A 17,435-nucleotide genomic window follows, 5' to 3' on the forward strand; every position below is an offset into this window, starting at 1 on the left:
AAACTGCCGGACTGGTGAAGCCCCGCCCGGGCATGGGCGGGGCTTCACAGATGCCCATGCGCGGGCAGGCCCAGGCGCAGTTGCTCCCCCGGTGGACGGCCGCCGCGTCCCGGCTGCGGCCGGCTAGCGGCCCGACCACCTGAACCAGCGCCCGGTCATCCGGCGCTCGGTGACCAGGAGCAGACCGAGGAAGAGGGCGAGCAGGCCAAGCGACTGGGCCAGCTCGACGCTCACACCGCGGGAAACGACCATCAGGCCGCTGACCAGCATCATGATGACGACGCCGAGCGTGAGGACCCCCTGGAAGAACACCGTCAGGCGTCGCATGATCCTGCCTCCTCTGCCGCCGAGCCTCTTGCGCACGTAGGGGTTGTTGTGCTCGCGACAGAAAACTGTAGCAGTTTGATGATGTTGCAAGCCTGTCAAGGCCCGACGGTCTTCGGATTCCGATGACCTCTCGCAGTGAAGGTTGAGCTTTCTCATCGAAGATTGAGTGGCGGGTCTACTAGAGTTCAGTACGGGCCGTGACTGGCGCTGAGGTGGAGCACCACCGGGGAGCGGTCTGACGAGACGTCGATGCCGTGCGCCTGGGCGAGTGGTCAGCAACGCCTGGAAGGTAACGATGTCCCCGACTCAGACGGCCCAACTCATGGACGGCACCAGCCTTGCCAAACGCATCGTCGACGAGGCCGCTGCCAAGGCGGCGGAGATCTCACGACACACGGGGACCAGCCCCTGTCTGGCGACGGTGCTGGTGGGAGAGGATCCCGCGTCGGCCACGTACGTCCGCATGAAACGAGCGCGGTGCGCGAAGGCAGGCATCCAGTCCCGGCACGTCGCTCTGCCCGCTACCACCACGACCGCCGAACTGATCGGAAGATTTCAAGTCCAGTGAGACGGTCGTGACGCTATGAGGTTTGTGGTGCGGGTTCCCTACGCTTGGCCGGGTCGTTGATCCATGCCCGCTGGGGTATCTGGGGTGGTCGGGGGCGGCGGCCGAAGCGTTCGGGGTGGCGGGCGTATGCGTCGGCGAGGGTGACGGCTCGCTGGTCGCGGACCTCCTCGGCGGTGCCGAAGTGCACGCTGGCGGGCGTGTGCCAGCCGATGCCCGAATGCCGGTGTTCGTGGTTGTAGTACGCGATGAACGCGTCGAACCACTCGCGGGCATGGGCCAGCGAATCGAACCGTTCGGGGTAGTCGGACATGTACTTCGTGGTCTTGAAGTGGGCTTCGCTGTAGGGGTTGTCGTTGGAGGTCTTCGGCCGCGAGTGCGACCGTGTGACGCCGAGGTCGATCAGCAACTGCGAGACCTTCTTGGCGGTCATCGAGGTGCCGCGGTCGGCGTGCACGGTGTGGGGCACGATGCCGTTGCGGGCGATGGTCTCGCGGATCAATTCCTCGGCCCGCGCCGCTGATTCGGCCCGCTCGACGGTGTGGCCGACGATGTAGCGGCTGAAGATGTCGATGATGACATAGGCGTGATACCAGGCGCCCTTGACCGGTCCGGCTGCCTTGGTGATGTCCCAGGTGAACACCTGCGACGGCGCGGTGGCCACCAGCTCGGGCACCGTCTTCGCCGGGTGGGTGGCCTGGCGGCGGCGGTCCCCAGACTGCCCCTTTTCGCGCAGGATCCGGTACATCGTGGAGATGGAGCAGTGATAGCGCCCGGCATCCAGCTCGCGGGCCCAGATTTGCGCGGGCGGCAGCTCGGCGTACTCGACGCTGTTCATCAGCTCCAGTACCGCAGCCCGTTCCTCGGCCGTCAGGGCCGAGGGCTGGACCTGCGGTGAGCGGGGTCTGCGCGGTGGCGAGGGACGGAGCCGGCGGTAGTGGGTGGCCCGGGAGCGACCGGTCAGCTGGCAGGCCGCGGTGATGCCCAGCTTGCCCTCGATGTCGGCGAACGTGTCGTCGACCACCGGGTCGGCGGCGGCTCTCAGTCCGCGCCCTCGGAGATCATTTCCAAGAGCGCGGAAGCTTTTCCCATGACCTCCAACGCGGCCTTGTTCCGGGCCAGTTCCTTCTCCAGCCGTTCCACCTGGCGGCGCAGCTTCTCGTTCTCCGCCTCTGCGGCGGACTTTTTCGGCCGGGCCGGACTGGTGCGCTTGTCGACCAGTTTCTCCAAGGCTCCGGCATCCCGCGCGGCCCGCCATTCCTTGACGTGCGAGTGGTACAGGCGCTCGCGGCGCAGGATCGCGCCCTTCTCGTTCTTGGGCGCGGCGTCGTACTCGGCCACGATCCGCAGCTTGTACTCGGGACTGAAGGAACGGCGCTTCGGCCTGGGGGCCGGATCGGACTCGGCGGGGTTGGTGCTGGTCATGAGGGGGTGGTTCTCCTGTCGTGCCCTCTCAGGCTAACCCGACGAAGCGGGGCGTCTCACCCAAGGCTGACAGAGAGGGGATCGACATCCTCGCGGACCTGTCCAGCGATCCGGAAGTGCACGGCATCCTGCTCCAGCACCCCTGTGGCCCGCACATCGACGAGCGAGCGGCGTTCGAGGCCATCGCTCCGGAGAAGGACGTCGACGGGGTCACGATGCATTCCTTCGCCGCGATGAGCTTCGCGCTGCCGGGCTTCGTGTCCTGCACTCCGGGCGGGATCGTGCGGTTGCTGGAAGCGTACGACGTCGAACTTGCCGGCAAGCACGCCGTCGTGGTGGGTCGCAGCGCGATTCTCGGCAAGCCGGCCGGGATGCTCCTGCTCGCCAAGGACGCGACGGTGACGTATTGCCACTCCCGAACGGGTGACCTGTCGGCGATCGTTCGGGAAGCGGACGTCGTGGTAGCAGCCGTGGGACGGCCTCGGCTGATCCGGGGTGAGGACATCAAGCCTGGCGCGGTCGTGATCGACGCCGGCTACAACCCGGGCAACGTCGGCGACGTGGACTACGACACCGCCCTCACCCGAGCTCGCCTGATCACGCCAGTTCCCGGCGGCGTCGGGCCGATGACCATTGCCATCCTGCTCGCGCAGACCGTGGAAGCCGCCGCGTACCAGCTCGGAATGCAGCGTCAGTGACCGACTCGCGAGCGTCTTGCTGACGCCGTGCGAGATTCCTGCTCAGAACGGAAGGCCACACCCCCAGCCCAACTGCTCTAACGGTTTCCCCACTGTCCCCCCAGACAGTCAGTCCGCAGCGGCCACTCAACCTGCGCTGCGAGCGATCAGCCGATCATGAGCTTCTCATCGAAGGTTGAGCGGTTTCAACTCGGTCGCCTCCTTGAGCGCTTTCAGCCTCTGCTTCCGGCGGCGCCGGTATCCCCATGATCGACAGGCATCCGAGCACCAGGGGTGGGGAAGCCCGTGCCGATCAGGGGGTGTGGGGTTTCCGCATCGTCTGCAGCCTGCTCGCTGTCGGATGACCAGGCGGCAGTCTCGCGAGCACCATCGCTCGGAACGGGGTGAGGTGAAGGTGCTTTTGCATGCTTCACACACGTTTTCAACTGGCGGCTTCGGTGCTGGCCGGTATCGCTCAGGGTTGCGCAGGCGGTATGCCTTCTCTCGACAGGAAGGCGTGCACCATCGCGTGCTGGTCTTGGTGCCGGCCGAGAGTGGTGCTGAGCACAGTTCGCAGTGGAACCCAGCGAGGGTGCGGTGCAGTATCTCTTCGCTGCGGCCGCTGGCGGCAGCGAGGCGATCCAGCTGCGCACGCGCCCGAGAGTCGCATACACCATGAAGAAATGCCCGTAAGAGCCTTGGTTTGATGTGATTTGCGGCGGCTAGGCGGTCGACGTAGGAGTCGACGGTCTCGCCTTGGTGGGGACGGACGTCGATGGGGAGACGTGAAGGCAGTCAGAGTTCGGTCATCCTGAGTCTCAGCAGATAGGCGGCGGGGGTGAGCGATAGCCGGTCCGCTGGCTGCGGATGTAGGCGTTGAGGGTGGAGAAAGAGATCGAGACGCCGTGGTCGTCCATCAGCGCCGTCCAGATGCGCTTCGCGGACATGTCCCGGCTGATCATGGGGTTCACCAGGTGCCTGACCGACGCGATCACGGGGGTCTTTCGGTAGGGGTTGGTCCGCTGGCGGGCGGGCGGCAGCGACACCGTCAGCGCTTTCCGAACGACCCACCGGCTGACCTGGTGCCGCTCAGCGAGCCTGCGGGCAGACCAGCCACTCTCAGCGTCCTGGCGGATCTTGCGATAGAGCAGGTAGGTGCCCTTGGGGAGCCTCTCGTCCTGGCCGGTGACGGTCGTGCGCCAGCGGGGGACGGAGCCGTCGGTCAGAGCTCGCTCAAGGTGCTCGGCCGGGCGGCCGGTGAGGGCGGCGAGCCGGTCCAGACGGGGTTTGCCGGTCCAGTTCGGCGGGCCGCAGGCAAGACTGTGCAGGGCACTGGGCTTGAGGTGGTTGGCGCGGGCAAGGCGGCGGATGTAGTTCTCGGTGGTCTCGCCCAGGTGTGGACGAACCCGTATCGGCAGCAGGGCCGGGAGCAGTGAGCCTCTTCCAACCTGACGGGTGGTCGGGACGATGCCCCCTGCGGCAGGCATGAAGAAAGCTCCTGGTATACGGGTTTAGGACCAAGATCATCATCGAGTACCGGGTTGCTGGACGCGTTCCGTAGCCTCAATCGTCGGTCTTTGGGCCTTTCCCTCGCGCTCGGCGCACACTTAGATGGGCGCGTGATGTACGTGCACCTTGCCGGTTCCGGTTCGACCTACTTCGTCCCACATGCTCTGTTGGCGCTGGGAGTCTCCGGAGTGCTGGCCTCCGTCGCTTGGCGGCTGTTCGCCCTGCGTGCCAGGGGAGTCCGAGTCCGCGGAGTCTGCGTCAAGCACACGTACGCCAAGAACGGCGTAGCTGTGGTTGCGAGGTTTCAGACGGCGTCCGGGGAGACTTTCCGGTGTCTGGGTCCGGCGAGGGCGGTGGCGTCCGCGCGCGTGGGAGAACCGATCGACGTCGTGTACGATCCGCGGCGCCCGAAGAATGCGGAGGTCCATCCGGTCAGCTACGGGGTGGCCTATAGCCTGTCGATTCTGGCGCTGATCATCGCTGTCCCCGGTCTCGGAATTCTGTACTGGATTCTCGGGTAGCCGCGTTTTCCGTCGGTCAGTGCGGGCTGATCGTGCTGGTTGCCGTGGCTGTTCGTGAGGAGCAGGCGCGTGCGCCAGACGGGACCGCGGCCCGTGGGTCGTCAGGGCTCAGAGGAAGAAGCGAGCGCGCTCGCTCGGATTCCATGCCGCCGGTGTCCCGTCCAGCATTTCGGTTTCCGTGCTTCTACCCGACGGGCGTCGAAGTGTCCAGCCCTGCCCGCCGCTTCTCGCACGGCAGTTGCGGCGACACCGTCGTGCGATCGGCCGTGCTGGGGGCGGTGGGAGACCCTCTCCTCAGGCCGGAAGGCGGTGAACCGGTCCCACGCAAAGATCCGGGTCGGCGTCGAGCAGGCCATCGCCACCCTCAAATCCTGGCGGCTCCTCCGCAAACTTCGCTACTCGACCACCCGGATCACCAGCCTCCTCCAAGCCGCCCTCATGCTTCATCTGACCAGCTCAGAGTTGGTACTGCAACGGTGTTTGCCGTGACGAGTGGTTAGCCGCTGGTGGGGTGTGTCCGCGTTGTTTGTAGTGGCTGGTGCGGGCTTGGTGTTGTCGTCTTCGGCGCCAGGTTGACCATTGGAGGATGTGGTCGACGGGTGCGGGCTGCCGGTCAGTGAGCGCGACCCCGGCGGTGGGCATGAGGAGGCTCCTGGTAGACGGGTTCACGACCAAGATCACCAGTCCGCCAGGAGCTTTCGCGTGCTTGTCTACCCGTCCGGTATCGATCTGTCCAGCCGCACCCTGCAACACCTCTCCGGTCTCCTCGCAGGTCACCGCCGTCGGATCGGCTCCCGGTGGCGTCGCCTGACCTGCGGCCGGCAGGCCCTGCTCGTCCTGGCCCACCTGCGCTGCGGCGACACCTACGCCCGCCTCGCAGCAGGTTTCCGCGTCGGGACCACGACGGTCCACCGGTACATACGCGAGGCCGTCGACCTCCTTGCCGCCCTCGCGCCCACGCTGGAACAGGCCATGACGACCGTGCGGAACAAGGCGTACGTGATCCTCGACGGCACCGTGCTGCCGATCGACCGCATCGCTGCCGACCAGCCGTACTACTCGGGGAAGAAGAAGCACCACGGGATGAACGTGCAGGTCCTCGCGGATCCAGCCGGCCGTCTGATCTGGGCCTCGGACGCCCTACCTGGAGCCGTGCACGATCTGACCCGACGGACGCCGTCAGCGGGTCGCCAACTGCTGATTCGGTTGTTGGCCGTGGTTGGCCAGGGTGTCCCTCGATGGGGTGAACCGGGCTGGTTTCCAGGGGTTTGCGGGTACGCGGAACGCATGATCGGTGATGGCGGCTGAGTTCGATGCGTCCGTGGGAGGGGGTGGCCGGTGGCAGGCAAGCAGGGGAAAAAACGTGAGGTGCGCACGATCGCAGCCCCCTTCACCGTCGCCGCCCCCGCCGGGGCACGTATCCGGGACCGGCTGCGCATCACGCCCGGGGAGGCGGAGGTCCTGCGTCTGACCGGTGAGCATCTGGGCCGCCATCAACGGGCCGATCTCGCCACGCGGGTCCGTATCGGCACGGTGCGGAAGAAGGACACGCGGCGAGCGGAGCGGAAGAAGACGCTCACCGCCGTGTCCTCCTCCCGCTGGGCCGGGGCCATGACCAGGGCAAGCGAGGACCAGTACCAGCTCTCCCTGCGCTGCCTGTACGACGAACGCGCCTCCCTGCGCCGCGCCGTCCGCACCATCACCCGGCGTCTGGCTGTCCCGTGCGGCAAGCGCGTGGGCACAACGCGCGGCTACCCGACCCAGGCCGAACGCTTCCAGAAGCAGCGCCGCCTGCAAGGACTCAAGGCCCGCCTCACGGCCGTGGAAGCGCGTATCGCATCCGGCCGCCCGGCGATCGTGGTCGGCGGCAGGCGCCTGCTCAAGGCCCGGCACAGCCTGGCCGCCGCGCAGCTCACCGAGCAGGAGTGGCGCAGGCGGTGGGAGGCCGGGCGGCTGTTCCTGACCGCCGACGGCGAGTCCGGGGCCCCGTACGGCAACTACACCATCACCGTCGACCCCGAGACGGGCGAGGTGGCGCTGGTGCTGCCGGAGCCGCTGCGGCACCTGGCGAACGCACCACGGGGCCGGTACAGGCTCTCCTGCGCCGTCACCTTCCACCACGTGCGGGAAGAATGGCTGGACCGCGTCACCGCACACCGGGCCGTGCGCTACGACATCGTCCACGACCCGGCCCGCGACCGCTGGTACCTGGACGCGTCCTGGTCCGCGGACAAGGCCGCCCTGCCCGCACCGGAGGAGATCCGGGCCTTCGGCGAGAAGCTGCTCGGCGTCGACCTGAACGCCGACCACCTGGCCGCGTACATTCTCGACCCGCACGGCAACCCTGTCGGCGAACCCGTCACCGTGCCGATCGACCTCACTGGCTCGACCAGCCAGCGGGACGGACGGCTGAGGAATGCGATCTCCGAGCTGATCCGGATTGCCCGCGAGCACGAATGCGCCGGCATCGCAATCGAGGATCTGGGCTTCTACGCCGCCCGCCAGGTCGGCCGGGAGACCATGGGCCGTGGCGGGCGCGGAAAGCGTTTCCGCCGCACCGTCGCCGGTATTCCCACCGCGAAGTTCCGCGAACGCCTCCGCGGCATGGCCTTCCACGCCGGTCTCGTCGTGATCGCCGTCGACCCCGCCTACACCTCCATCTGGGGCGAGCGGTACTGGAAGACCCCGCTCCAGCGGCAGACACAGACCACCGTCACCAGGCACCACGGCGCCTCGGTGGCCATCGGACGACGCGCCCTCGGACACCGAATCCGGCGTCGGCCAGGTGTGACCGCCCACGACCAGAGGATCGTGGCGCGGAGAGCTACCGGCCAGACCGCATTCATCCCGAGGGCGCGTGGGACCGCGAGCCCACCCAGGACAGCGAGCACGCCAAACACAGGCGGCAACACTCGACCGCGCCCAGGTGGACACCGACTCGCGCTGTTCCCAGACCCCGAAGACCGTTCGCGGGGTCACCGGACACCATGTCCGGTATCAGTCGATTCGGCCAACACTGGCCAACATCGCCAGGAACGGTCAGCAGCCACCGCAGTTGTAGTAGAGCACGTCCCAGTGGTTGCCCTCGTCGGCGTAGATGTTGCCGGAGCCGGACCGGTACTGGGGCGCGCCGTCGCCGCGCAGGCCGATGTAAGCGAAGTTGCCCTTGATGTAGTTGGTGACGCAGGTGCTCTTTCCGTAGTCGAGTTTGTAACCGTTCCAGTGCGAGTAGGTGCCGCTGGCGTGCCCGGTCTCGGTGCCGCCGGTGATGTTCAGCGCGCAGCCGGAAGCACCCTTGAGGGTCTGGGCGCCCTGGGCGGTGGCGAGGTTGAGCTGTTCGAAGGACGTGCAGGTCGAATTGTTGCGGTTGGAGCAGTTACCGGAGGACGACCAGGTGATACCGACCTGACGGAACATCGAGGTGGCGGTGGCGTGGGAAATCTTGGTGACGGCGAGGGGCTGGACACCGTTCTGGGCGGCGAACGCGTCGCCCGCGCCGCCCAGAAGTGCCAGCCCGGGGGCGACAGTGAGTGCGAGGGCCGTGAGGGCAGAGCGGATCTTCATGCTGGGACCTCCTGCGATCGGGCCGTACGTCGTGTGGGTCGGCGGTGCAGGTGGTGCAAGGAGATAGTGCCCGAGGTCTACGCGCGTCCGCCAGAGGCCGGGCGACGTTTCGTAGCGGCGAAAACTGAGTCCTGACTGCCGCGGGGCCTCCGCAGCGGGGCCCGGTACGCCCGCGGGAGTACGTCTTGGGCGTCTTGGCCGCAGGCCCCACAGCCGAGGCGGCGGCCACGGCCGTGCAAGTTCCAGTTGTTTCGCCCGTCGGCATCGGTGCCGCTGGGGATGGCGATCCGCCGGTGATCAGCGGGGGGACGGACGGGAGCGCGCAGGCCGGCTCAGGCGCGAGCGCAAGCGGGGCATCCCGGTAGGTCACCTCGACCTGGGAGACGGTGAAGCCGAACCGCTCAGTGGCGGGCAGAACGGCCAGTGGGTCGCCGCCGGGGTGGACGCCCCGAACAGCGCCGCAGCCCGAGCACGCCAGGTGCTGGTGGGGGCGGTGGGCATTCGGGTCGTAGCGCTTGGCGCGGCCGTCGGTGGCCACCTCGATCACCTCGCCGAGCAGGACGAGCTCACCGAGGGTGTTGCAGACGGTCCCGCGTCCGACGACCACTGCTTCTCGTCCACTGCTTCTCGTCGACGGGGCCGAGGTCACCTACTGTGGACTGTGCCTGGATTGTTCCACCGCCCTGAGCTCCATGACCGCTTGGTTCGGAAGGATTTCCCATGTCTGAGAAGCACGATGCAATCGTCGGAGACGTGCAGACGGAGGACGGAGGCGGCTGCCCGGTCATGCATGGGCGCGCCCCCCACCCCACTCAGGGCGGCGGAAACCGCCAGTGGTGGCCGGAGCGGCTCAACCTGAAGATCCTCGCCACGAACCCCGCTGTGGCCAACCCCCTCGGCGAGGAGTTCGACTACGCCGAGGCGTTCAAGACCCTCGACCTCGCGACCGTGAAGCGGGACATCGCGGAGGTGCTGACGACCTCGCAGGACTGGTGGCCGGCCGACTTCGGCCACTACGGCCCGCTCATCATCCGGATGGCGTGGCACAGTGCGGGCACCTACCGGATCAGCGACGGCCGCGGCGGCGCCGGGGCCGGCCAGCAGCGATTCGCCCCCCTCAACAGCTGGCCGGACAACGCGAACCTCGACAAGGCCCGCCGCCTGCTGTGGCCGGTCAAGAAGAAGTACGGCCGGAGCCTGTCGTGGGCCGACCTCATGGTCCTCGCCGGCAACGTCGCCCTGGAGTCGATGGGATTCAAGACCTTCGGCTTCGGTGGCGGTCGTGAGGACGTCTGGGAAGCGGAGGAGGACGTCTACTGGGGTCCCGAGACCACCTGGCTCGCCGACGATCGCTACTCCGGGGACCGGCAGCTGGAGAACCCCTTCGGCGCCGTCCAGATGGGCCTCATCTACGTCAATCCGCAGGGCCCGAACGGCAACCCGGACCCGCTCGCCGCGGCCCGCGACGTCCGTGAGACGTTCCGCCGGATGGCGATGAACGACGAGGAGACGGTCGCCCTGATCGCGGGCGGTCACACCTTCGGCAAGACCCACGGCGCGGCCCCGGCGGACCACGTCGGCGCCGACCCCGAGGCCGCCCCGCTCGATGAGCAGGGCCTCGGCTGGAGGAATTCCTTCGGCACCGGCAAGGGCGGCGACACGATCACCAGCGGTCTCGAGGGTACGTGGACGGACACCCCGGTGACCTGGGACAACAGCTTCTTCGAGATCCTTTTCGGCTACGAGTGGGAGCTGTTCAAGAGCCCCGCCGGCGCGTACCAGTACCGGCCGAAGGACGGTGCCGGGGCGGGTACCGTCCCCGACGCTCACGACCCGTCGAAGAGCCACGCCCCGACGATGCTGACGACCGACCTCTCGCTCCGGTTCGACCCGGTCTACGAGCCGATCGCGCGGCGCTTCAAAGAGAACCCCGAGGAGTTCGCGGACGCCTTCGCCCGGGCGTGGTTCAAGCTGACCCACCGCGACATGGGCCCGGTCGTGCGCTACCTCGGCCCGGAGGTCCCCACCGAGACGCTGCTGTGGCAGGACCCGCTGCCGCCGCGGACGAACGGGTTCATCGACGCCGAGGACATCGCCGACCTGAAGGCCAGGGTCCTCGCATCGGACCTGTCGGTGTCCCAGCTCGTGTCCACCGCGTGGGCCGCGGCCTCGTCCTTCCGCGGCAGCGACAAGCGCGGCGGCGCCAACGGCGGGCGCATCCGCCTCCAGCCGCAGAGCGGTTGGGAGGTCAACGAGCCCGACCAGCTGGCGACGGTGCTGCACACGCTGGAGGGGATCCGGCAGACCTTCAACGCCGACCGGGCCGACGGCAAGCAGGTCTCGCTCGCCGACCTGATCGTGCTCGCCGGCGGTGCCGCCGTCGAGCAGGCCGCCGAGGACGCCGGCTTCGACGTCGAGGTCCCCTTCTCGCCGGGCCGCGTGGACGCGTCGCAGGAGCACACCGACGTGGAGGCGTTCGCCGCACTCGAGCCGACCGCCGACGGGTTCCGCAACTACCTCGGGAAGGGCAACCGGCTGTCGGCCGAGTACCTGCTGCTCGACCGGGCGAACCTGTTGACCCTGAGCGCCCCCGAGATGACGGTTCTCATCGGTGGCCTCCGCGTCCTGGGCGCGAACCACCAGCAGTCGCCGCTCGGCGTCTTCACCACGACCCCCGGGTCTCTGACCAACGACTTCTTCGTCAACCTGCTCGACCTGGGCACGACGTGGAAGGCGATGTCGGAGGACGCGAACACGTTCGAGGGTCGCGACGCCACGGGCGAGGTCAAGTGGACCGGCAGCCGTGCCGACCTCGTCTTCGGGTCGCACTCCGAGCTGCGCGCGCTCGCGGAGGTGTACGCGAGCGACGACGCGAAGGAGAAGTTCGTGAACGACTTCGTCGCGGCGTGGGACAAGGTGATGAACCTCGACCGGTTCGACCTCGTCTGACCATGACGTCCAGGTCGGCCCGACCCGGCCGACCTGGACGTCCTCAGTCCGAAGGCTCTCGACACCGCTCGCCTCCGGTGCGCCGTCGCACTCACGTGCGAGGGCCGGTTCGGACCCCGCCGGTGGCGCAGGGCGGCGGCGGTGATGGCGTGGGGCCGCACTCGGTCGGCGGCAGCACCGCCGGAGGTATGGGAGTGCGTCGCGGAGGTCCCGCCCGGCCAGGTCACAGTGATGGTGACACCTGCGAGATCCATTGTCAGGTGCCCACCCGACAGGGGGCACCTCAATCGCTCACCTCCGGCGTCGCCTGGCGGCTCCACGAGAGATGGCTGGGGTGCGGGGTGGGCGCGCGGCGGATGGCGATGAGGGCGATGTCGTCGCCGAGGCTCCCTCTGGTGTGGGCGAGCAGGTCCCGCTGGATGTGTTGAAGCAGGGCTTCGGGGGATTTGTCGGACCACTGGGCGGCGCGTTCCGCGAACGGGTAGAAGACGCCGTCGCGGTCGCGAGCCTCGATGACGCCGTCGGTGTAGAGGAGCAGGGTGTTGCCGGAGTCGAAGGGCAGCACGTCGAGGGTGTGGTCGTCCGGGTCGGTGAGGCCGACGCCCAGTGGGGGTGCGGGGTGCAGGTTCGGGACGGTCACGGTGTTATCCAGACCGAGCAACAAGGGCGCCGGGTGGCCGCAGCTGGTCATTCGGATGACGGGTTCGTCGTCGGGGATCTCCAGCAGGACAGCGGTGACGAAGCGTTCCCCGGCCTCATCCTCCGGTTCGAAGTCGGCCAGGTAGCGGGTCACGCTGCGTCCCAGGGCAGCGGCCATCTGGGGCAGGGCGGCGTGCTGGTGAGCGGCCTCGCGGAAGGCGCCGAGCAGGAGGGCGGCCTCGCCGATGGCGGGCAGCCCCTTGCCCTGTACGTCGCCGATCATCACACGCACTGCGCTGTCGGTGCGGGCGGCGGCGTACAGGTCGCCGCCGATCTCGGCCTCCTCCTCGGCGGACAGATAGAGGCAGGCGAGCTGCAGCGGGCCGAGCCTGCTGGGCAGTGGCCACAGCAGGGCGTGCTGAGCGGCCTCGGCGACCGACCGCACCTGGGCCAGCTGGCGTCTGTGCCAACGGCGCGCCACAGAGAAGAACACGATCAGCAAGGAGAGCACCACGAGGGCGAGCACCTGTACCAGCAGGTTCTGCGAGTACTGCACGCCGAGGCGCCAGCCGATGTACGCCTGCGCCGCCACGGCCAGGGCTCCGATGCCGCCCGTCGTCCAGGGCCCGGCGAACGACGCGGCGATCGCGGGCGCGATCACCAGCAGGGGGCCGAGGACGATGTTGGGGGTCGCTATGTCCACGACCGTGATCAACACGATGAGCGCGACCGGGAGCACCAGCAACGCATGGACCGGCCGTAGCTGCCCCATCCCGGCAAAGCGCCGCCTGGAAGCCATGTCTTCCACAGTGCACCCACCCAGGGCGGTTAGCGAGAGAAGCCAACGCACCACCGTGCCGGACGCTGAGGCACAGCCGGCCCCGGACCCGCTGCAGCGTGACCTCCCCGCGAACGCGCTCGACGAGCGCTGGTGCGGCGACATCACCCATATCCAGGTCGGCAGCGCATGACTGTATCTCGCCTGCGTGATCGACCTCCGCAGCCGCCGGGTACTGGGCTGGCCGATGGCCTCCCACATGCGCACCAAGCCGGTCATCCGGTCCGCGGGACGGGGAGCGACTGGATAGGGCGAGGAGGCGGCGGACGGACCCCGGCTGCGCCGCGCCCGGTCAATCCCGGGTCGACGCCGGCCGGGGTCGGTGGGAGCGCTGGGAGCATGGGAGCGGGAGAGGGCTCCCATTCTGCTCCGGAAACGCTTCAGGGGCCGTTCGAAAACGGCCCCTGAAGCGCGACATCACCATCGGGACGACAGGATTTGAAGCTGCGACCCCTTGACCCCCGGCAATGCGGTCGATCAGGCCTTGGAGCCCTGAACGGCAGTCCGCGCCCATACGGCGCAGTCAAAGCCCGTACGACGCATCTCAGGGGATTCGCCGTCCCCTGCGGCACTCTCCGGAGGCCCTGAAAGTTCTGCGCCTCCTTGAAGGGGGGCGAGGCGACGTGCCCGATGCTCGACCAGCCTGGGCTCTGTCCCGTGGATCATGATCGGGTACCGCAACGTGCTCACTGTCTCGGCGGCGGATTGGACCGGTCCGGCAGGTTTCGGCCGACGGCTTTGGTGTGTTGTCGAGCCTGATCGGTAACGGCTGAATGCGGTGACCTGGCCGGCTGTGGGGCCGTGTACTGCTCCCGTGCATCAAGTAGCTCGTCCCAGTGCTCCGCTGCCCCTGCGCAGGCGGAATCCAGAGCTTTGCGGGCATGCAATGCGTCCATAGGATCCGGCCATGTCGATCACGCCTTCCATACCCGTCCTCCGCGGCAGCAAGGACACCGATCTCCGCGCCCTGGACGAGGAATTGATCCTGCGCCGAGCGCACCAGGAGTACCACATTCCCCTCGCGGCGATCGCACTCGTCCACGCCGAGCGGCGGGCCGTCGAGGTCAGGCTCACGGCACCCACCGGGACCGCGCCGACCGTCTACCGGATCGAAGACGTCAGCGAGGCCGCCGCCACCGCCTTCGCCGAGTCCGTGAACGCCGTGCTTCCGCCGGCCGCCGAGGGCGCCGCCGCGGTCGACGGCTCCACCCTCGTCACCACCCGCACCGTCGAGCGCGAGCCCGAGACCCCGAGGGAGGCGTTCCGGCGGCGGGTCAAGTGGTTCCTGGTGGGCTCCGTACTCGCGATCGTCGCGATGAGCGTGCTCGTCTCGGTCGTCGTGCACCCCGTCATGATGATCTTCGTCTGGATCTCGGGCGGCGTCGGCTTCCCGTTCGCGGGCGCGGTTGCGTCGCTGACCCCGTCGCTCGTCGAGCGCTGGCGCCTGCCCCGGCACGGCATCACGGTGACGGCGGACTACGCCCACATCGCCGCCGAGCCGAGCCTCTACCTGTACGCGGACCTGGACGGGCACACGCGGACGTACTTCGACACGAGCGGCCGCCTCCGTATCGAGATCAGCTACGACCCGCGTGATCCCAGCAAGGTGGTCCGCGCCGACGGCAAGGGGCGATGGGGACAGACGATTCTCCTCCTGATGGCGGGCGGCATCGCCCTGCTCGCCCTCGTCGCGTTCTTCGCTACCCCCTTCATGGACCCCGGCGTGTAGAACGGTCCCGCCTGTACGTCCCCTCCGGGCGGGTGCCACGGCCCGCCCGGAGGGAGCCCCCGGGCACTGACACGCTCTCGCCGCACCAGCTGACCCCACGGTCCTCGTAGCGGCCATCAACGAATGACTCCGACCCGCACATTCGATACACGCCCCACAGGGTTGATCGAATACTCCCCGGTCCCGTCCGGCGCTTCCGTACCGTCGGCCAAGGCTACGACCACGGCCTCGACACCCTTGCACGCAGCTACGGAGTCGACGTGGCCGACTGCGGCCGTCGGGTCGGACGACGGACGGAAACGTCAGGCGGCGGACGGGGGTGTCATTCGCCGGGTCTCGCTACCAGCCGGCCTTTACCCCGTTGTAGGCCTTACGGCAGTCGGCGTTGGTGGCCTGTTCGGCGAGCTTCTGCATGGCGTTCTGCCAGACCTTCTTGGCCACCTTCTCCAACTCCCGTGTCTGGGCAGGGACGTTCGGGGCGTACTTCCTGATCGTCCCGATGGCGGAGGTGGTGAACTTGTTGCACACCGGTCCGGAGGCGTTCCGGTAGCGGGTGTCCAGGTCCGTGGCCACCGCTTGGCCGTTCTTGGTGGCCCAGTTGTTCCAGGCCGCGCACGCCTCCTGGGTGAAGGCCTGCTGGTCGGCCTCGCTCAGGTTCACGACCTCGACCATCATGGCGTTCTGGACCTTGTCGGGGACCGTGAAGTCCGTGACGGGGAACTTGTCGAGGGTGGTGAGCAGCGCCTCCTGACACGCGGCCGGCAGCGGGGCCGCCTGCGCGGAGACGGGGAAGGACAGGGCGGAGGCGGACAGGAGAGCCGCGGTGAGGACCGTGCGCTGGACGGTACGCGAGAGGGTCATGGGGGTGGTGCTCCTTGCATGAAGAATGTGTTGGTCCGGGCATGAATCAACGCCCGGTTACAGAACGATGACCGGCTCCCGCAGGTCACGGCGGCTGTCCGGCCGGATGGCCGGTGGCCCGCCGGTCAGGTGGGGCCTACGCGCTGTGCGGCTGCTTCGGGCTCCGTCGTGTGCGCGGGCGTGCCCGCGTTCACGCCGGGCCCGGAGCGGTCTGGGGTGCGGCGCCTTCGTTCCGGTGGGAGGGCGTCGCGGGTACGCCGACGGAAGACCATGAACGCGGCCAGCGCCGCCCCCATGAGCCAGAGCAACTGGATCGCGAGGCCCTGGGCCACCGGCGCGGTGGAGAAGGCCGCGGACATGCTGGCCTGCACGGCTCCGTACGACGGCAGAAAGCGCACGATGGCGCTGTCCGACCCGGAGCTCGACAGGGGGTTCTGCAGGGCGACGTCGATGATGCTGATCATCAGGATGGCGAACATGCCCTCCACCTCACGGCGGAGCACCGAGCCGAAGACCACTCCGAGCGCGCCGTAGGTCAGGGCGGCGCAGAACAGCGCGGCAGCGAGCATGAGGGGCCGTCGGGGGGACCAGGCGAAGCCGGCGGCGGCCGTGGCGTACGCGGCGACGGCGGCGCAGACCAGCGTGAGCGCGGAGAGCTTGGCGAGGACCAGGTGGTGACGCGGGTACCCCGCCATGGCCAGGCGCCGGTCGAAGGCACCGCCCGTGAAGGTGGCGGCGAACATCATGAACCCAGCGATCAGGGTGACCGCGTTGAGCGCGCCGGTGATCTGGGTCAGGTGATTGCCGGGCGGGTTCAGGACCTCGTCCGTGGCCCGCAGCCGGAACGGCGCCGGCCGGTCGGGAATGGTCACGTAGGCCAAGGCGATCCATACGGGGATGTACAGCACCACCAGCAGCATCGCGAACCGGTTGCGGGCGTGACCGATCAGCGCGTACCGGGAGGCCGTGGTGAACAGGGACCAGTGCCGCCTCATGCCGCCGCCTCCGCGCACCGGTCCTGGCGGTGGAGGCGCCCGTCCTCCAGACGCCACAGCACGTCCAACCGCTCGATGTCGTACGCCAGGTGCGAGACGACCAGCACCGAGCGCCCGGCGTCGCGCAGCCTTGTCGCCAGCTTCCAGAAGCGCTGATACGTCTCCCAGTCGAAGCCCTGGTAGGGCTCGTCCAGCAGCAGCACGTCCGGGTCGTGCATGAGCGCAAGGGTCAGGTTCAGCTTCTGCCGTGAGCCCCCGCTGAGCAGACCCGCACGCTGGTCGAGGTACTCGGTGAAGGCCAGGGTCTCCATCACTTCCTCGGCGCGCCGCAGGTCCGCGAGCCCGAAGGCGTGCCGGAAGAAGTCCAGGTGCTGGCGGACGGTGAAGGAGTCGTCCAGGACCACGGACTGCGGGCAGTAGCCGAACCTGCCGCTGTGGTGCACCGAGCCCCGGTCCGGCCTGAGTTCACCGGAGAGGATCCTCAGCAGCGTCGTCTTGCCGGCGCCGTTCTCCCCGACGATCCCGGCGAGGACCCCGGGCCGCATCTGGAGGTCGACGCCCCGTAGAACGGCGTGCTGCCGGTAGGAGTGGTGCACATCTGTGACGTCCATCGCGCTGCTCCGTCGTGCCAGGTCTTCCGTATGGCCACGGAACCGGTCCGCGTCTTCCGATCGGCGGCGGAACCGGTCCGCCCGTGCCCAACGAGCAAGCAGCGCAAGGGAAACGACGCCAGGAGCGGTTCCGTTCCACGGCGTCAATCCGGCGCACACCGCGTCACGCGTGCGGCGGTTTTGCCGGCGGAAGCAGGTTCCGGGGCAACTGGGACGGCTAGCGTG

General features: G+C 68.5%; 14 protein-coding genes, 5 pseudogenes and 1 riboswitch. Of the genes and pseudogenes, 7 read left to right on the forward strand and 12 right to left on the reverse strand.

The features are described from left to right. Positions 1–123: 123 nt before the first annotated feature. A complete protein-coding gene (locus ABD858_RS02465; protein WP_345034232.1) occupies positions 124–327 on the reverse strand; it encodes a hypothetical protein in 204 nt (67 codons plus the stop codon). Between the two features lie 187 nt (positions 328–514). Beyond that, a riboswitch (ZMP/ZTP riboswitch) is annotated at positions 515–600 on the forward strand. A 22-nt stretch (positions 601–622) separates the two neighbouring features. Between ABD858_RS02465 and ABD858_RS02470 the strand changes: the two are divergent. Beyond that, a pseudogene (locus ABD858_RS02470) lies at positions 623–874 on the forward strand (tetrahydrofolate dehydrogenase/cyclohydrolase catalytic domain-containing protein); the annotation flags it as partial. Between the two features lie 34 nt (positions 875–908). Here ABD858_RS02470 and ABD858_RS02475 read toward each other — a convergent pair. Both ABD858_RS02475 and ABD858_RS02480 read right to left on the reverse strand, forming a co-directional pair. Beyond that, positions 909–1,916, reverse strand: coding sequence for an IS3 family transposase (locus ABD858_RS02475; protein ID WP_345034235.1), 1,008 nt, complete (start codon positions 1,914–1,916; stop codon positions 909–911). A gap of 17 nt (positions 1,917–1,933) precedes the next feature. Next, on the reverse strand, positions 1,934–2,317 hold the full coding sequence (locus ABD858_RS02480) for a hypothetical protein (RefSeq protein WP_345034236.1): 384 nt from the start codon (positions 2,315–2,317) through the stop codon (positions 1,934–1,936). An 80-nt stretch (positions 2,318–2,397) separates the two neighbouring features. Here ABD858_RS02480 and ABD858_RS02485 point away from each other — a divergent pair. Further along, positions 2,398–3,015 (forward strand): annotated as a pseudogene (locus ABD858_RS02485) (bifunctional 5,10-methylenetetrahydrofolate dehydrogenase/5,10-methenyltetrahydrofolate cyclohydrolase); the annotation flags it as partial. Positions 3,016–3,180: 165 nt separating this feature from the next. Here the strand turns inward: ABD858_RS02485 and ABD858_RS36690 are convergent. Both ABD858_RS36690 and ABD858_RS02490 read right to left on the reverse strand, forming a co-directional pair. Beyond that, the gene (locus tag ABD858_RS36690) at positions 3,181–3,789 is read right to left on the reverse strand and encodes a TniQ family protein (RefSeq protein ID WP_425586303.1); all 609 of its coding nucleotides are present in this window, start codon (positions 3,787–3,789) and stop codon (positions 3,181–3,183) included. A gap of 23 nt (positions 3,790–3,812) precedes the next feature. Beyond that, on the reverse strand, positions 3,813–4,481 hold the full coding sequence (locus ABD858_RS02490; protein ID WP_345034238.1) for a TniQ family protein: 669 nt from the start codon (positions 4,479–4,481) through the stop codon (positions 3,813–3,815). Positions 4,482–4,613: 132 nt separating this feature from the next. On the opposite strand from ABD858_RS02490, the gene ABD858_RS02495 reads away from it, so the two are divergent. From ABD858_RS02495 to ABD858_RS02505, 3 genes and pseudogenes are all read left to right on the forward strand, one after another. Beyond that, positions 4,614–5,024 carry a DUF3592 domain-containing protein gene (locus ABD858_RS02495; protein WP_425586138.1) on the forward strand — a complete coding sequence of 137 codons (411 nt, stop codon included), beginning with the start codon at positions 4,614–4,616 and terminating at the stop codon, positions 5,022–5,024. A gap of 264 nt (positions 5,025–5,288) precedes the next feature. Continuing rightward, a pseudogene (locus ABD858_RS02500) lies at positions 5,289–5,513 on the forward strand (transposase family protein); the annotation flags it as partial. Between the two features lie 213 nt (positions 5,514–5,726). Beyond that, positions 5,727–6,188: pseudogene (locus tag ABD858_RS02505) on the forward strand (transposase family protein); the annotation flags it as partial. 329 nt (positions 6,189–6,517) lie between these two features. On the opposite strand, the gene ABD858_RS02510 reads toward ABD858_RS02505, so the two are convergent. The 3 genes and pseudogenes from ABD858_RS02510 to ABD858_RS02520 all read right to left on the reverse strand — a co-directional run. Continuing rightward, positions 6,518–6,724 carry a hypothetical protein gene (locus ABD858_RS02510; protein WP_345034239.1) on the reverse strand — a complete coding sequence of 69 codons (207 nt, stop codon included), beginning with the start codon at positions 6,722–6,724 and terminating at the stop codon, positions 6,518–6,520. A gap of 1,339 nt (positions 6,725–8,063) precedes the next feature. After that, entirely contained in the window at positions 8,064–8,588 is a 525-nt protein-coding gene (locus tag ABD858_RS02515; RefSeq protein WP_345034240.1) for a hypothetical protein, read from the reverse strand. 358 nt (positions 8,589–8,946) lie between these two features. Beyond that, positions 8,947–9,189, reverse strand: a pseudogene (locus tag ABD858_RS02520) (transcriptional repressor); the annotation flags it as partial. Between the two features lie 119 nt (positions 9,190–9,308). On the opposite strand from ABD858_RS02520, the gene katG reads away from it, so the two are divergent. Continuing rightward, entirely contained in the window at positions 9,309–11,537 is a 2,229-nt protein-coding gene (gene katG / locus ABD858_RS02525; protein WP_345034241.1) for a catalase/peroxidase HPI, read from the forward strand. A 283-nt stretch (positions 11,538–11,820) separates the two neighbouring features. Here katG and ABD858_RS02530 read toward each other — a convergent pair whose 3' ends face one another. Further along, entirely contained in the window at positions 11,821–12,975 is a 1,155-nt protein-coding gene (locus ABD858_RS02530) for a PP2C family protein-serine/threonine phosphatase (RefSeq protein WP_345034243.1), read from the reverse strand. A 946-nt stretch (positions 12,976–13,921) separates the two neighbouring features. On the opposite strand from ABD858_RS02530, the gene ABD858_RS02535 reads away from it, so the two are divergent. Next, positions 13,922–14,743 (forward strand): hypothetical protein, encoded by an 822-nt coding sequence (locus ABD858_RS02535; RefSeq protein WP_345034245.1) that lies wholly within the window; start codon positions 13,922–13,924, stop codon positions 14,741–14,743. A 339-nt stretch (positions 14,744–15,082) separates the two neighbouring features. Here ABD858_RS02535 and ABD858_RS02540 read toward each other — a convergent pair whose 3' ends face one another. From ABD858_RS02540 to ABD858_RS02550, 3 genes are all read right to left on the reverse strand, one after another. Continuing rightward, the gene (locus ABD858_RS02540; protein WP_345034247.1) at positions 15,083–15,604 is read right to left on the reverse strand and encodes a hypothetical protein; all 522 of its coding nucleotides are present in this window, start codon (positions 15,602–15,604) and stop codon (positions 15,083–15,085) included. A 125-nt stretch (positions 15,605–15,729) separates the two neighbouring features. Continuing rightward, the gene (locus ABD858_RS02545; protein ID WP_345034248.1) at positions 15,730–16,599 is read right to left on the reverse strand and encodes an ABC transporter permease; all 870 of its coding nucleotides are present in this window, start codon (positions 16,597–16,599) and stop codon (positions 15,730–15,732) included. Further along, a complete protein-coding gene (locus tag ABD858_RS02550; protein ID WP_345034250.1) occupies positions 16,596–17,210 on the reverse strand; it encodes an ABC transporter ATP-binding protein in 615 nt (204 codons plus the stop codon). Before ABD858_RS02550 ends, ABD858_RS02545 begins: the two co-directional genes overlap by 4 nt. Between the last annotated feature and the right edge of the window lie 225 nt (positions 17,211–17,435).

The sequence above is a fragment of the Streptomyces sannanensis genome (genome assembly GCF_039536205.1).
Classification (GTDB): domain Bacteria; phylum Actinomycetota; class Actinomycetes; order Streptomycetales; family Streptomycetaceae; genus Streptomyces; species Streptomyces sannanensis.

Coding starts and splice junctions, on each gene's coding strand:
- ABD858_RS02530 (WP_345034243.1), bottom strand. CDS start 12,975: ATGGCTTCCAGGCGGCGCTTTGCCGGGATGGGGCAGCTACGGCCGGTC.
- ABD858_RS02545 (WP_345034248.1), bottom strand. CDS start 16,599: ATGAGGCGGCACTGGTCCCTGTTCACCACGGCCTCCCGGTACGCGCTG.
- ABD858_RS02540 (WP_345034247.1), bottom strand. CDS start 15,604: ATGACCCTCTCGCGTACCGTCCAGCGCACGGTCCTCACCGCGGCTCTC.
- ABD858_RS02510 (WP_345034239.1), bottom strand. CDS start 6,724: ATGGTGCGGACGGCGCGGCGCAGGGAGGCGCGTTCGTCGTACAGGCAG.
- ABD858_RS02515 (WP_345034240.1), bottom strand. CDS start 8,588: ATGAAGATCCGCTCTGCCCTCACGGCCCTCGCACTCACTGTCGCCCCC.
- ABD858_RS02550 (WP_345034250.1), bottom strand. CDS start 17,210: ATGGACGTCACAGATGTGCACCACTCCTACCGGCAGCACGCCGTTCTA.
- ABD858_RS02465 (WP_345034232.1), bottom strand. CDS start 327: ATGCGACGCCTGACGGTGTTCTTCCAGGGGGTCCTCACGCTCGGCGTC.
- katG (WP_345034241.1), top strand. CDS start 9,309: ATGTCTGAGAAGCACGATGCAATCGTCGGAGACGTGCAGACGGAGGAC.
- ABD858_RS02535 (WP_345034245.1), top strand. CDS start 13,922: ATGTCGATCACGCCTTCCATACCCGTCCTCCGCGGCAGCAAGGACACC.
- ABD858_RS02480 (WP_345034236.1), bottom strand. CDS start 2,317: ATGACCAGCACCAACCCCGCCGAGTCCGATCCGGCCCCCAGGCCGAAG.
- ABD858_RS02490 (WP_345034238.1), bottom strand. CDS start 4,481: ATGCCTGCCGCAGGGGGCATCGTCCCGACCACCCGTCAGGTTGGAAGA.